Origin of the sequence: Stomatobaculum sp. F0698, from assembly GCF_030644385.1 — a bacterium.
In the GTDB taxonomy this organism is placed as follows: domain Bacteria; phylum Bacillota; class Clostridia; order Lachnospirales; family Lachnospiraceae; genus Moryella.
The window spans coordinates 757,077-771,579 of record NZ_CP130060.1; the positions used below are offsets into that span (position 1 = coordinate 757,077).

Genomic DNA, 14,503 nt, shown 5'->3' on the forward strand with positions numbered 1-14,503 from the left:
GCGATTACCGAATACTCGAAAACGCTTGCCAGACAGCTCATTGAGAAGATGACAGTCTATGATGAAAAACTGACGGTTGAATTCGAATCCGGTTTGGAAATTGATGCGGATGTATAAGAGGTATACAGATAGGAAAGGCGCTCGGCGATGATCGAGTGTCTTTTTTTTCGTTTGTCGGGTAAAAAGGCTCCCAAAGTAATTGGTTTTCTCCCAAATCGTTGATATGATTGGGAGTAAATCACTGGAACCCTATGAAACGCCTGATGCCGTAACGAATATCTGTTAGAGTTATCAGGAAACTCTTGTGAAGGAGCTCACTCATCCACTCATACTGATTCCGTGTTTTATACTGGATTTTCTCTGCATTCATCCATTTAATGACGGAAACGGAAGAATGAGCAGACTTCTTACGCTGCTCCTACTTTATCGCAGCGGATATATGGTCGGACAGTATATCAGTATCGAAAAGGCCATTGCGGATACAAAAGAGTCGTATCACAAGGCCTTGGCGGATGCCGACAAACTGTGGCATGAAGAAAAGAATGATCCGAAGCCTTTTATAAAATATATGCTGGGTGTTATACTCGCCTGCTACAGGGAATTTGAGGCGCGAGTGACTATTGCGGAAAAAGGCGGGGGCAGAAGCACATCTTATGATATCGTAAAGGAATTTGTTCTGAATAAAATCGGAACATTTACGAAGCAGGAAGCGATGATGGCCTGTCCGAGTCTCGGAAGCTCCTCCGTGGAATCAGCCCTAAAAAAACTGGTCGAGGATGGAACCCTTACACGATTGGGCGCAGGAAGAAAAACGCACTATGTCCGATCGGATGCTGCCATCTGAAATAGAAATATAAGAGGAGGTCAAGGGTTTATCGGGCTCTGATAACTTTGAATTTGTGGAGGAATAGAGAATGATAGCATTCCTTGAAAAAATAAGAATGCCACAAAAGGGTGATACGTCAAAACAGATATTGGCAACTGCAGGATTTGTATTATTTGGCTTTGCACTTGGTGTGTTTCAGAAGTGGATTGACGGTACAGCTAGTAACTACTTACCAATGATTTTTCAACAACTTGATATTAGTAATTACTTTGGTAGGTTGGCATTATGGATTTTGTTGGGTATGATAATTTCTGTTTATTCGAAATCACCTTTAAGAGCTTCAATTAATACGTTTACGTTTTTTATAAGTATGTTGTCAGGCTATTATTTGTTTAGTAGTTTTGTTTTGGGATTCCTGCCAAGAACTTATATGATGATATGGATAGTAATGTCATTTGCATCATTTTTTATGGCATACATATGTTGGTATGCAAAAGGAAAAGGACCTATTGCAATTTTCATTTCGAGCATCATTATTGGGATATTATTAGCTCAGGCTTTTAGCCTTAGCCCATCACAAGGTTTTTATATGTATAGCCTTATGGAAGTGATCACATGGATACTAGGTATAATTATCTTATATAGAAAGCCAAAAGAATTTGCTGTTGTTTTAGGATTATCAATTGTAATTGCTTTTTTGTTTCAATCAGTTATGCCATATTTTGGGTAAAAATAAATCATCAACGCCCAGTTTATCGGGCTGAAAAACACCAGTGGACAACTTCCCTCAAAGCGGTTTTGTGGATGGTTTCTAAGCACAAAAAAATTGAAAACCTCTGACATCAACGGCGTTGTCCCACGACACTTGGAGTGTGTGGCGCTGTTGGAAAAGAAGTCATAAGAATAAAGAACAGCTGAAGCAGAATAGCCTCCCACCGTCTCTTGAAAGAGAGTATGGCGGGAGGCCTTTTTGTCGCTCTTATGACAAGGGCAGTGGTATCGACTTTTACGACAGGAAGCTATATGATTGAAGTGTAGCGACATTCCTAACGTTATGATTAAGAACCGTAAATGACGGATTTCAATTTCGATATTGAAGTCAAAACGTGACTGAAACGGGGGGTTCTTTTGCTGAGACGTTGTTCCGAAACCGATTTTGAACGGTATGCCGATTTTGCATATGAACTGGCGAGCGACTTAACAAAGTCCGGATATCCGACCTACTGCGACGGCATTAAGACGAAGGACATGTTTCTGGAACGGGCCAGAAAGGCGTTTGCATGCGAAGAGGAGCAGATGTTGCTCTTTGAATCGGAAGGCAGGATTCAGGGTTTCATCCTCATGTATTGGCTTCCGAAGGACCGTTATCTCTCGACCTCGCTGTTTTTAACGAATACGGAGACCGAAGAGGCACTTTCCGAGTTTCTGGCCTATGCCAAAGACAAGTTTAAAGGCTATGATTTATATCTCGGCTTTCCGGCAGAGAATCAGTCTGCGGTCAATTATCTTGAGCGCCAAGGTTTTACTTGTATCGAGGATGACTACAACAACACCGCCTATCTTGAGCACCTCATACCCGCGGTTGACAATAAGGAAGTTCTGAAAATCGGGAGAGAGAATTATACGCGTTTTCGGCTGTTGCACAGTCAGTTTGAAGAAAACATGTATTGGAATTCGGCGCGCCTCTATGAAAAGCTTGAGAACTGGAGTATTTTTCTGGAAGAAAAAGACGGTGAACCGCGCGGTGCCGTTTACTATACCGCTGCGGGAGATGCGTGGTATGAGATTTTCGGTGTGGATATGAATCGGCGTGAATACGATCCGCAATTGCTGAAAAATTTATTGAACGCAGCTTTGCGGGATGTAAAGCGCAGCGGTGGAATAGTGATGACTTTCTTTTGTGATGAAGTGTATGAGGAGGACGCGAAAGAATGCGGATTTCACTGTGTCGGAAATTACCGTTGCTATCTTATGCATTTGACCTGACGAATGAGAGAGGTGTTTTTACAGACTGATACAGTCGTTCGGAGGAAACGATGGACAGGTTAAGAATTCGACGCTTCAAGATAGATGATCTGCAAGCCCTATATGAGCTGCTTTCGGACGAAGAAGTGATGCGCTATATAGAGCCTCCCTATTCGTTTCCGCAGACGGAAGCCTTCTTGCATTCCGCAGGCTTGTCTCGGTCGCCGCTCATTTATGCCGTTGAAACTGCGAATCGTGATTTTGTCGGGTATGTGATTTACCATGACTACGATGAAGAGAGCAAAGAAATCGGATGGGTACTGAGAAGAGCTTTTTGGGGCAGGGGATACGCGGACGCGCTGACAAAACAACTGATTGAAAAGGCCTATGCGGAAGGAAAGTTGGCTGTGCTCGAGTGTAGCCCGGCACAAGCCGTGACGAAGCATATCGCGGAAAAGTTCGGATTCTCATATCTGGGGCAGCGAGACGGCTGTGAGGTCTATCAGCTCGATCGGGACTCCTGGTTTCACGTTGCGTGCATCGACCCGCAGACCTTTGTCATCAGTGAATACCGGCATCCGGAAGAACCGCACTGCTATCTGCTCTGCGGGGAGACGGAGGCTGTGCTGATTGACACGGGACTTGGTATTTCCGATCTCAGAGCTGTCGTGGACAGCCTGACAAGGCTGCCGCTCACTGTGCTCACCACGCATGTTCACTGGGATCACATCGGAGCGCACCGATTGTTTGCGCGCTTTGCGGTGCATGAAGCAGAGAAGGATTGGATAGCGGATTGCTTTCCTTTGTCAACGGATCGGGTGAAAGCGCAGCTCTGTTCCGAGCCCTGCTCGTTTCCGGCATCTTTTGCCCCAGAGTCCTATCGGATCTTTCAAGGAGAGCCTCAGCTAATCCTGCATGACGGAGACCGCTTTGATTTGGGCGGGCGGACGGTTGAGGTCATACACACGCCGGGGCATTCTCCCGGGCACTGCTGTTTTTATGAGCCGGAGAGAAAATACCTGTATTCCGGCGATTTGATTTATAAGGGGTGTCTGGACGCCTTTTATCCCTCCACGAATCCTCAGCTCTTCTACCGCTCGGTCAAACGCCTGCGCGACTACGAGATCCGCAGAATCTTTCCGGGGCATCATGACTTGGCACTTCCGGTTTCTCTGATTGAGGAGATTGAGACAGCCTTTTCTCTCCTGGAGAGGCAGGGAAAATTGAAACAGGGAAAGGGCGTATTTGAGTTCGGAGCGTTCCGAATTCATATCTGAGCGTACAAGAAAACGCCTCACTGCCATCCGTGGCAGCAGGAGGCTGTCCCAACGGAACGGAAGGAACTGCGGATGAAATTTCGACGGCTCTTTTGTATCATGGATGAGAATAGAGGTAAAATCAGATGGAACTCATGGATTACTTAAAGTGGAGAAATGACGTGAGCCTTCGGGCAGCGCCGTTTAATGAAATCGACAATGTGCTTTTGTCTTATCTCGCCTATGCGGACTTTGGCGAACTCTTGCATGAACCGAAGCGTCATGTGAGCATCGAAACCTGCTTCAAACGCTTTTGCGAAAAGCACGATTTGTCGGAAGTGCGGGAGAGCAAGCACTTTATCGAGAGAGCGCCGCTGTTACTCGAAGAAATGGTACGTGGGGCGCGCTTTCGGGGGACAAAAGTTGCGCACTTCAGAGAGGTTTTTGACAAGGAAAAGGTGCAGCAGTTTGCGGCACTCGTGTTTCTGCTTCCGGATGGGACCAAGTATGTCTCGTTTCGCGGCACGGATTCGAGTATCACGGGTTGGAAAGAGGACTTTTTGATGAGCTTCACCGCGGAAACCGAGGGCGCCAAGGAGGCGGTTTCCTATCTGAACGAAGTCGCCGCATGTGTCGAGGGTAAGCTCATCCTCGGCGGACATTCCAAGGGCGGCAACTTTGCGATGTATGCTGCCGCATTTTGCGAGGAGGCGGTCAAAGACCGTATTGTCAAAGTCTATAATAACGACGGTCCCGGCTTTCGGGAAGAGATTGTGCGCACCGCGGCGTACCGAGAGCTGCTGCCAAAGGTAACGAATGTTCTCCCGCAGACCTCTATCATAGGGCAGTTACTTTCCAACGAGGCGGCGCATACTGTCGTAAAGAGCACAGCGGCAGGCATCTTTCAGCACGATCTCACGACCTGGGAAGTGACGAAGGATAAATTTGTCGGCGCGGAGTTGGACGCCTTCAGTGATTTTGTCAAGAAATCACTCGGAACTTGGCTTGAAACCATGGATGATGAGACGCGGAAATCCCTGGTCGAGACTGTATTCTCCATGATTGAGGTGACAGAGGCGGAGACCTTCTTGGAGTTCGGAGAGAATTTACTCAAGAATAGCGGGCTTATCATAAAGGGGCTTGGGAAGCTCCCGAAAGAGAAACGAAGTGAGTTGACTGCCGCACTCGGAAGCCTCGCCGAGGCGGGCAGAGCGACCGTGCTCGACAAGATGCCGAAGCTCACTTTGCCTTCCATCGCAACGAAGCCACGCAACTGAGCCGAAGCCGATCGGCCGGGTGAAAACGCGGTTGCAGGTCATATTTAGACACAGATAAGCTTGTTTTCGCATTCGGAAAGGAGGAGCGCATGAAGGGGAAAATCTGGGATTGGTATGCGCCGATTTATAAGCGGGCCATGCGGGCGGAGGAGAGAAGCTATGCGTTTCTGTATCGCCGCATTCCGAAATTGATTCGCGGCAAGGAAGTGCTGGAACTTGCCACCGGGCCCGGGCTGCTCGCGAAGCGCATTGCGCCGGTCACCAAGCGCATGCTCGCGACGGATTATTCGGCGGGCATGATTGCCGAGGCAAAGAAAGGTGCCTGCCCGAAAAACTTGCGCTTTGAGGTAGCGGATGCTTTATCCCTGCCCTATGCGGACGCGAGCTTCGATGCGGTGATCATTGTGAATGCCCTGCACCTTTTGCCGGAGCCCGAGCGCGCGCTGCGAGAAATAGCCCGTGTGCTAAGACCGGACGGTATCTTGATTGCGCCGAACTTTGTAAAAAAGCGGGAGCGCTTGGCGGGGCGCTGCTGGGAGTTATTGCTTGCTCTGGCGGGGCTCCGATTTACGAATCAATGGACAGCTGAGGAATATAGGGCGTTTCTCGAAAAGTACGGCTGGGAAGTCCTGTTTTATAAGGAGCTGCGCGCGAGAATGCCTCTGCTCTACACAGAGTGCAAAAGAAGAGCGAACTAAGTAAATTGGTCTGATGTTTCGGCAATAGGGAGAATTAAATAGTTATCATAAGTAATTGTAGAGGGGTTCGAATCGGTCTGCGAGGACTGTCGTCGGATTCCTCTTTTTTGTATGGAACTTTGGTACCATTTTTTGATTTAAATTAAGAATTGTGTGCAAAATTGCTGAAATAAACGACTTTAACCCGGGTTGATGTTCAATAAAGAACTGAAGCGCATCTTCATTTATTTGTAAGAAATTCGAATTTGCGCTATACTAGTGAAAATAAAGTGTGGATAAAGAAAAGTTAAATCGATTTATTTTCGCAATTATTGCATAAATAATTAAAAGCAGAGTGGGACAAAAAGTGTGGCAGAGTAGCGCTTATCGTCCGTGAAAGCGCGTCTGTCTCGGACACCGTGGATGGGCTGCAAGTGTGATTTGGTTTATTTGCCGTGTACTTTTATTCCCAGGAAAGACTGTTGAGCGAAGACCGGGGGACTTATGGGAGAAAAGGCAGAGAAGCAATACGACTATCTGACACTGTGCATTCATTACCGCATCATCTCCCTTCTGCTCTCGACGGCTGTCTTCTTATCGGGTATGTGGGAGAAAGAGAGATTCTCTCCCACAGGCTGGGGCATTATCTTCGGTATGTTTCTGTCCTGTCTCATCGGAAATTATCTCTATGTTCGAGCGGAAAAGAACAAGGATGCGATGAGAGCCGTGCTCGGTGTGGAGCTCGCGGCCTACGGTATTTTTATTTACCTGAGCGGGGGGCTCTCGAGTCCTTATCTCTGGTACGTACTCTGTTGCATGATGATCAGCTTAAGCGGTGAGTTCGACGGGAGCACAGCTTTGCTCGCGGCAATCTGGTGTGTGGCCTGCGCCTTGGTGGGGCAGCAGAACAGAAATCCGGTAAGGCTTGAGAGCAACATTCTGGTGGGGGTTCTTTGCACCTTCGGAAACTTCTATGTGTTGCGGCGACACGTGCAGTCCATACGCGAAGGACGGGAAGAACTGCGAGACCTAAACGCTTGTCTTGTGGAGGAAAACCGGCGCAGCGAGTACGCGCTTTCCCGTGTCGCGGACATGTATGAAGGCTTCGCGCTCATGGCGATGACGGATTCCGAACGGGTGCTCGGGGAGCTTGCCACCTTGATTGCGGCGAGTGTATCGCCCGAGGGTTGCGTCCTGATACGGCGCAACGAAGAACAGATGATACGCGAAATCATCATCCGCGGTATGCCGGAAAAACAGGGGGAAGAGTTGGTATCCCGCGCTACGTCGATGAGTCGAAGCGAAGGAGAAGTGCGGGTCAACGGGCAGCGCTATCAGCTCTTTTCCGTTGAGAGCGGCAGCGGAGACGGCATGCTCATCATAGGGGCAGCGGATGCGGAAAGCACTGCGGTAAAGGAGAGCGGTCTTAAGGAGCTTGTTCGGCGTGAGCGGGAGTTTTACGTACGGCTCTGCGGCATTATTTTTCGCGGGCTCGATATGCAGAGGCAGATGGAGGCGTATATTTCCGCGGAGGAAAAGAACCGGATTGCGGACGAAATTCACGACACGGTTATCCAGAAACTTTTCGGTTTAAACTGCGGTTTGAAGGAACTGGAACTCTTTGTGGAGAAGGAGGAGACAAAGCGGGGGGCCGCGCTGGAGCGGATTGTGCTTCTCCAAAAGACGGCGGCACTCACCATGCGGGAGCTGCGGGAGACGGTTTACGGGCGAAATTTTGCCCGCAGCGGGGAGCAAAGTTTTGAGGGAAGGCTTAGAAGCTATATGGAGGAAGCGGAACGGCAGTACGCTGTCTGTATTCCGCTTGAAGTTGCAAGCGGTATCGAAGAACTCTCGGCGGCGCAGAAGACAGTGCTTTACCGCGTGGCCTGCGAGGCCGTCAACAATGCCGCGCGGCACGGAGGAGCAAAAGAAATCCGGGTGGAGATTCGCGCGGAGGAAGAAGGCTTTGTCCTGCGCGTAAAAGACGACGGAAGCGGCTTTGAGGAAAGAAGAGTTCTGAGTGCCGGGGGCAAGGGACTTCGCAGTATGAAGAAGGTTGCGGCACTCCTCGGCGCATCGCTTCGCTTAGAGAGCGGTGAAGGACGGGGAACGGAAATCACACTCACCCTTCCGGTGAGCGCTATGCAAAGGGGGAAAGGCGTATGTATCTCGTAGTGGATGACCATCCGCTGGCGCGGAAGGGACTCGAGCAGATCATTCATATGTATTGTCCGGAGGAAGAGGTTCTGGAGGCGGGAACGGTGCGAGAAGCGGTGTCGCGCATGGGGGAGGCTGCGGTCAGCGTGGCCTTTATCGACATCCGCCTCGGCGCGGAGAGCGGTTTCGATGTGCTCAAATGGGTCAAGGAAAGCCGCCGCGACGTGCGTACCATCTTCATCACTTCATCTTCGCGGGAGAGCGATTTCTTCCGAGCGCGGGAGATGGGGGTGGATGCCTATATCTTAAAAGACGCCTTTGTGGATGAGATTATGTTCGGACTGCGCGCCGTGCAGCGCGGCAATAAGTTCTATTCCGCCGCGCTCGTGGAAAAACTGAATCAGGCGGCAGAGGAGGACAGAAAACTCGAGGAGCTCACGGAGCGCGAAATCGAGGTTCTGCGTCTCATGAGTCGCGGCTGCTCCAACGCGGAAATCGGAGATTTATTGTTTATCTCCCTCGGGACGGTCAAGAAACATGTGAGCAGCATACTCGGGAAGCTCGGATTTAAGAGTCGCGTGGAGGCGGTGTTGTTTGCGGGGAAGTGCGACAGTCTTTCGGAACTCAGCGTATAAGACGGGATGATGCGGACAGGAGGTAAGAAGAGATGAGGAGACAGGGGGGAAAACTCTTGCCCTGTGCTGTTCTGGCACTTTGTCTGGCAGCGCTGGGTACCGGGTACGCGTATTGGGACGGTACGCTCCGCGTCTCGGGGAAGCTCGCAACGGGGCAGCTGGACTGCGCATTTGCGAGCGAAGGGACATATCGCGCCGAGTTGGTGCGGGATGGCGGAGAGGTGCTTGCGGAAATACCGATGGAGGCGAGAGCGGGTGAGGATGAAAAGAGCATAGCGTTGGTCTTTCCGGAGGGAATGCCGGATGACTTTTTGGGCGGGGAGAGCTACCTGCGAATTTCCTGTCCGATTGAAGAAAAGGGCTTGAAGGCAAAGGAACAGGCCGTTGACTTCACTGTCCCCGGCGAGGAGATTCTGCTGACGCCCGAACAGGTCTATCTGGCCCTACCTGATGTCGCCTACGACTGGGATGAGCCGGATGCCTATTTTCTGGAGCCGCAGCGGCTGAAAGTGTTTCGAAGCGTGGAGCGGCTTGAGGATGCGCTCTATTGCTGCCTGTATCTACGGGCGGAGAGAGAGAAGCCGGAAGCGCTTATGCCGGAGTTTATCCAGGTGGACGAAGAGAGTCTCATGTCTATGCCGCTTGCCGAGCAGCTGTTTCCGAACAGCGGTGTCTGGGTAGACTATTCCTTTACAAGCGAGTTGCGCATCGATCAGCAGACGGCGGTCAGCGGGAAACGGATTTCCGTATTCGGTGCGCTGACAAGTTATGCTTATTGGACGGATCGCCTGCATGTGAAGGGCTCTGCGGCGTTCCGTTTTCCGGTGGCCGTTCAGCTACTCGAGGCGGGTGAGCTTCCGGCGGATGGCGCCGTGATTGATGACCGTGCCTTTGCGACCGGATCGAATGCGCGGAAAAACGGGAAAACGGAAGAAAATCGAAAAACAGCGGTGAGAACGGGAGCGTTATGACGGGCGCCTTCTTTTTCCTGTTGTTTTTACTGGTCGGAACTGCCGTTCCGGCGTGCAAAGCGCTTTTGGAGGGAAATTTGACGCTCTCCCTTCTCTGCTACGGAAGTATGGCGGCTTTGCTCTTCTTTGCGCTGCCGAGAGTCGGTGTGCATCGTCGCGCTGCCCTTAGGAGGGGAATGCGCATCTATGCACTGACCGGTGCGGCAATTTTCATAGCGCTCCGTTTTGTGAGCGCTGTTTTTATGAAATGCCTGAAGGGGAGCCCCTATGACGGCTCAATCGGCGGTATGGTACGGAATGTGCTTCTCGTTCTTCTGCCGCTCATTGTGCGCGAGGGCGTTCGCGCCTACGGTTTGGGGCTCAGCAGAAAGCACGTACGCCACCGCACGCTTTCCGCGGTTTTGTTGACCCTGTTGTTTGCCCTGCTGGAACTCAATGTGCAGCGGGCACTGCGACTGGAAGGCGCGGAAAATCGCTTTGTGTTCGCGGCGGAAACCGTGCTCCCCGCGCTTGCACGGAATGCTCTGCAGACCGGGCTGGTGCTGAGCGGGGGAATGTGGCCCTCGGTACTATACAGCGGCGGCATAGGTATTTTTGAACGGATCTTTCCCTTCCTGCCGGATCTTCCTTGGCTTGCGAATGCCGCCATAGGACTTTGTTTTCCGGTTTTCTTTCTCCTCTTTGTCAGGGAGCGCTTCCGCGCGGAGGAGTTCGGGGAGCAGACAGAGCCGCAGGGCAGTTCTCTTGGCTGGTACGCGGAACTTCTTGCGGCCGTGATCTTTTATTGGTTCTGTGTCGGGGTGTTTCCGGTTTATCCGACGGTCATACTGACCGGCAGTATGGAACCTGTCATTCATCCGGGCGATGTGGTACTGGTGCGGAAACTCCGAGAAGAACAGGAGATCAAGGCACTTTCGGAGGGAACGGTCATCAGCTTCCGGCGGGGAGATATCAGCATTACACACAGAATTCTTGCGGTGCGCGAGGACGAGGCGGGGAACCGCACGTTTATCACGAAGGGGGACAATAACCCTTCCGCGGACACCGAAGTTGTTCACCCGAACGATATCAGCGGCACGGTGATTCGGGTCGTTCCGCGGGTCGGCATTCCCGTACTGCTATTAAACAGCAGGAGGAAGGTTCCGACGGAAATTCAGCAGGGCTTACGAGATGAGAAAGCGACCCCTTAAGCGCCGCATCCCGGTGGGAGACAGAGCGGCTTAGGGGAAGAGGAGACGGGTACAGTATGGAAGAGGCAATGAAGAAGGGCAAAATGAGCATAAGACCTGTATTTGACATGAGACGTAAGATTGCGGCAACGCTTGTCGGACTGATTTGTCTTGCCGTCGGTGCGTTCCTCCTGTTTCGGGCCATGCGAAGGGAAAGCACGGTGCGAGAGCAAGCGCTTTATTCCTATGAACTCAGTGCAAACGCGGAACCTTGGGTCCATCTCCGTGAAAACTCGGTGTTTTCGGAGGAATGGCTCTCGGCCGGTGCGGTATATCCCGGGAATTTAGCGGATTTACTCTGGGTTAAATTCAGCGCAAAGCTGACGGGAGAAGGTAGCCTTGCGGTGCGCTTAAGCGGGCAGTATGAAGCCGCTGTGGAACTCGCCGGTTACTTTAACCGGGACGGCGAAAAGAAACAGATTTTTTCGCAGCGGATTTCGCTGGAGAGCGGTGAAATGCAAGCGGGCGAGGAAGGCGGTGCCTTCGCAGAGACAACGGCGCAGCTGAATCCGGCGGACTATGCGGAGCGCTTTGCGGAAATCGAGAGAGAGCTGGGAGGCAGTTTTGAACATGAATTGAAACTCGTCTTTTCCGGCAAGTTCGTCCTGGAAAGTGAGGCGGAACAGCAGGAAAAGCAGTTCTCTCTGGAAATTCCGCTGCCGGACGATACGAAAAGCGGTTTCTATACCTTAGAAACGGGAGCCGAGACCAAGGACAGCGGAAGCATTACGCGGCGTGAGCGCATTGCGCTGTCCCCTTCCTTCCCGAAACTTGCGGCAGCTATCCTGCTTCTTGTAAGTGGCGTTTTCCTTGTCCTAACGGGCCTCGTATTTTCTAAGGCGCCGACTGCGGAAGAGGCTAGGAAAATCGAACTGCGTCGCCTGCTTCGGAAGTACGGTGCAAGGCTCGTATTTACCGAAAGCCCGGAAGCAGTTCCGGAGGATGCGATACGGCTCAAAAATCTGGAGAGCCTGCTTCTGGTGGCGGAAGAACTCAGGCAGCCTGCGGTCTGCAGCCAGGACAGCGAGGGGCTTCCGCTCGACGGCATATTCACCGTCCGAAGCGGCAATCGAAGCTTTTATGTTCAAATACCGCAGCCCCTACCACTTTCGGAGTAGAAAAAGGGGGAATAAAGTATCCCGAGAGGGGGGACCTTCGCCGGATGTGCGCGTTCCTCTCTTCGCGTAAACTGTGCTTGTAGTCAGGAACTGTACAGGATGACAAAACACAGAGCGAACGAAGGGAAGGGAATGGTTATGAGAAGAGCAGGTAAGAAATCGATCATCGGCGGCCTCCTTGCACTGTCACTGGTTCTCGCGGGAACCGGCTATGCGTACTGGACGGACACACTGAATGTCACGACGAGAGCAACGACGGGTGACTTCAGCATGATGTTCGCGGACCTCGGCTATTATGCACAGTACGGAAACGAGACGCTTCCGTCGGGCTGGAGTGTCGTGGACGGTATCGGCGACAGCGGCTATGTGGACGACAGCTTCTTCATGAGAGGCACCTCGGACTACAACAAGGTTGCGAAAGACGGCAGCGTCGATGCTTACAAGGAGCGTCAGAAGGGCTACAATAACGTAGACTTTAACGCAGAGCTTGTGAATGCAGATTGGATTCCGAAAAATGTCGGTGTCTACACCTCCGCAAACACGAAGGGCAGCGATCAGATCGTTCTTGAAATCAATGAGATGTATCCAGGCTACGCACAGGCATTCCGCACCGATGTCCTGAACGTTGGCAGCATCGCGGCAAAGCTCAGCAGCATCAAGTTTGAGATGAAGGGCCTTGAGTGCAGCGGCGCAGCGGAAGATATGCTCGGCATCGCACTCTACATGGACGGCGAGCAGTACAGCCCGAAGAAGATTGAGGGAACCCGCGTATTCAAGCTGGTTGATTCTCTCGCAAGCGAGGGTGACTACTTCACGGTCGGCGGGGTGCACTTCATGAGACTTTCCGCACTGAAGAAGCTCTCCGACAGAGAAATCCGCGACGTCATCGAGAATGCAACCATCCTCTGCAGCCCGGCAACGGACAACAGAATGGACCTCTTCCTCGCGGTCGCAATGGATCCGGACGCCGAGGGCGTTTACACGACGGGTTCCACGGCAGTGATGTCGAACAACGCAGACGCAGACAGCCAGCACAAGAGTGTTGAAGTCAGCATCAGCTTCCTTTGGGATCAGTTCAACGTTGGTAAGGATGCGGGAAATCCGAACTACCTTGTTAAGCAGAACAAGACCGGAAAGCGTTGAGTTTTTCGGAATCATAAGGGGGGAGACTCCGTGCCGAAGGGCACGGAGTCTTTTTATGCTTTCAGGAGGGGCGTAAGCTTTCCCGCACTGGTATTCGGGCAGAAAAGATAGTAAGATATCATCTCGGAAAGGAAGCTGTCGAAACAGGCGGCTTAAGGTATTTGTGATGAGAGAACAGAGAGTCAAACGTATCTTACAGGCACTGGAACACGAGGGCCTCAGCCAGATGTTGATTGTGGATCCCATGTCCATTTACTATCTGACCGATTACTATAACCTCCCCTATGAGCGTTTCTTCGGACTGCTGCTGCGTCAGGACGGACAGCATGTGCTCTTCCTCAACAAGCTCTTTTACGCGCCGGTGAACAGCGGCGTCAAAGAAGTATGGTTCTCCGACACCGATCCGGTTGCGGAGGTGCTTGCACCGTATCTCATGCAGGATGAAGTCCTCGGTGTGGACAAGGAGATTACGGCGCGCTTCCTGCTTCCGCTCATGGAGCGTAAACTTGCGGCGGGCTTTGTGAACAGCTCTCTTGCGGTCGATAAGACCCGCGCGGTGAAGGACGAGGAGGAGAAGGAAAAAATGCGCAGCGCCTCCGCCGTCAACGATGCGGCGATGGCGCGTCTGCGTGCGTTGGTCCATGCGGAGGTCACGGAGCGGGAAATCAGAGATCAGCTCCTCGGCATTTATCAGGAACTCGGGGCGCAGGGCTTTTCCTTTACGCCTTTGGTCGCCTTCGGTGCCAATGCGGCGGATCCGCATCATGAGCCGGACGACACCGTGCTGCGGGAGGGAGATTGCGTTCTCTTTGACGTGGGCTGTGTGAAGGACGGCTATTGCTCGGACATGACCCGCACTTTTTATTATAAGAGCGTGAGCGATCACTGCCGCGAGGTCTACGAGACCACCCGCGCGGCGAACGAGGCTGCGGTCGCATTGATTCGCCCCGGCGTGAGACTCTGCGATATCGATAAGGCAGCGCGCGATTTGATTACGGAAAAAGGCTACGGTCCGGCGTTTAATCATCGCCTCGGCCACTTCATCGGTCTCACGGACCACGAGTATGGCGATGTCTCCTCGGCTTTTGACTGGGAGGTGGAGCCGGGCATGATTTTCTCGATAGAGCCCGGCATCTATCTGGTCGGAGATACGGGGGTTCGTGTCGAGGATCTCGTGATGGTCACCGAGGACGGTGTTGAGCTTTTAAACCACTATTCTCATGATCTGGATATCATTAACTAAGGACAG

The 14,503-nt window shown here is 52.0% G+C and carries 13 protein-coding genes; all 13 read left to right on the top strand.

Translation table 11 applies throughout. The features are described 5' to 3' along the window. Positions 1-304 precede the first annotated feature (304 nt). The 13 genes from QU660_RS03585 (at position 305) to QU660_RS03650 (ending at position 14,497) form a co-directional block, all read left to right on the top strand. Positions 305-844 (top strand): Fic family protein, encoded by a 540-nt coding sequence (locus QU660_RS03585; protein ID WP_304946966.1) that lies wholly within the window; start codon positions 305-307, stop codon positions 842-844. 70 nt (positions 845-914) lie between these two features. After that, positions 915-1,556 (top strand): DUF6518 family protein, encoded by a 642-nt coding sequence (locus tag QU660_RS03590; protein WP_304946967.1) that lies wholly within the window; start codon positions 915-917, stop codon positions 1,554-1,556. Positions 1,557-1,954: 398 nt separating this feature from the next. Continuing rightward, positions 1,955-2,812 (top strand): hypothetical protein, encoded by an 858-nt coding sequence (locus QU660_RS03595; protein WP_304946968.1) that lies wholly within the window; start codon positions 1,955-1,957, stop codon positions 2,810-2,812. Positions 2,813-2,862: 50 nt separating this feature from the next. After that, positions 2,863-4,068, top strand: a complete 1,206-nt coding sequence (locus tag QU660_RS03605; RefSeq protein WP_330693239.1) for a GNAT family N-acetyltransferase — start codon at positions 2,863-2,865, stop codon at positions 4,066-4,068. Between the two features lie 125 nt (positions 4,069-4,193). Further along, entirely contained in the window at positions 4,194-5,324 is a 1,131-nt protein-coding gene (locus QU660_RS03610) for an Mbeg1-like protein (RefSeq protein WP_304946969.1), read from the top strand. An 89-nt stretch (positions 5,325-5,413) separates the two neighbouring features. Continuing rightward, positions 5,414-6,022 (top strand): class I SAM-dependent methyltransferase, encoded by a 609-nt coding sequence (locus tag QU660_RS03615; RefSeq protein ID WP_304946970.1) that lies wholly within the window; start codon positions 5,414-5,416, stop codon positions 6,020-6,022. A gap of 483 nt (positions 6,023-6,505) precedes the next feature. Further along, positions 6,506-8,176, top strand: coding sequence for a sensor histidine kinase (locus QU660_RS03620; protein WP_304946971.1), 1,671 nt, complete (start codon positions 6,506-6,508; stop codon positions 8,174-8,176). After that, positions 8,164-8,793 (top strand): LuxR C-terminal-related transcriptional regulator, encoded by a 630-nt coding sequence (locus QU660_RS03625; protein ID WP_304946972.1) that lies wholly within the window; start codon positions 8,164-8,166, stop codon positions 8,791-8,793. Before QU660_RS03620 ends, QU660_RS03625 begins: the two co-directional genes overlap by 13 nt. A 32-nt stretch (positions 8,794-8,825) precedes the next feature. Then, entirely contained in the window at positions 8,826-9,764 is a 939-nt protein-coding gene (locus QU660_RS03630; protein ID WP_304946973.1) for a hypothetical protein, read from the top strand. Continuing rightward, positions 9,761-10,954: a signal peptidase I gene (locus tag QU660_RS03635; RefSeq protein ID WP_304946974.1), complete on the top strand. Its 1,194-nt coding sequence runs from the start codon at positions 9,761-9,763 to the stop codon at positions 10,952-10,954. The genes QU660_RS03630 and QU660_RS03635 overlap by 4 nt, the downstream gene beginning before the upstream one ends. 56 nt (positions 10,955-11,010) lie before the next feature. Continuing rightward, positions 11,011-12,111 carry a DUF5305 family protein gene (locus QU660_RS03640; protein WP_304946975.1) on the top strand — a complete coding sequence of 367 codons (1,101 nt, stop codon included), beginning with the start codon at positions 11,011-11,013 and terminating at the stop codon, positions 12,109-12,111. Between the two features lie 138 nt (positions 12,112-12,249). Continuing rightward, positions 12,250-13,254: a signal peptide protein gene (locus tag QU660_RS03645; RefSeq protein WP_304946976.1), complete on the top strand. Its 1,005-nt coding sequence runs from the start codon at positions 12,250-12,252 to the stop codon at positions 13,252-13,254. A gap of 166 nt (positions 13,255-13,420) precedes the next feature. After that, the gene (locus QU660_RS03650; RefSeq protein ID WP_304946977.1) at positions 13,421-14,497 is read left to right on the top strand and encodes a M24 family metallopeptidase; all 1,077 of its coding nucleotides are present in this window, start codon (positions 13,421-13,423) and stop codon (positions 14,495-14,497) included. The last annotated feature ends 6 nt before the right edge of the window (positions 14,498-14,503 follow it).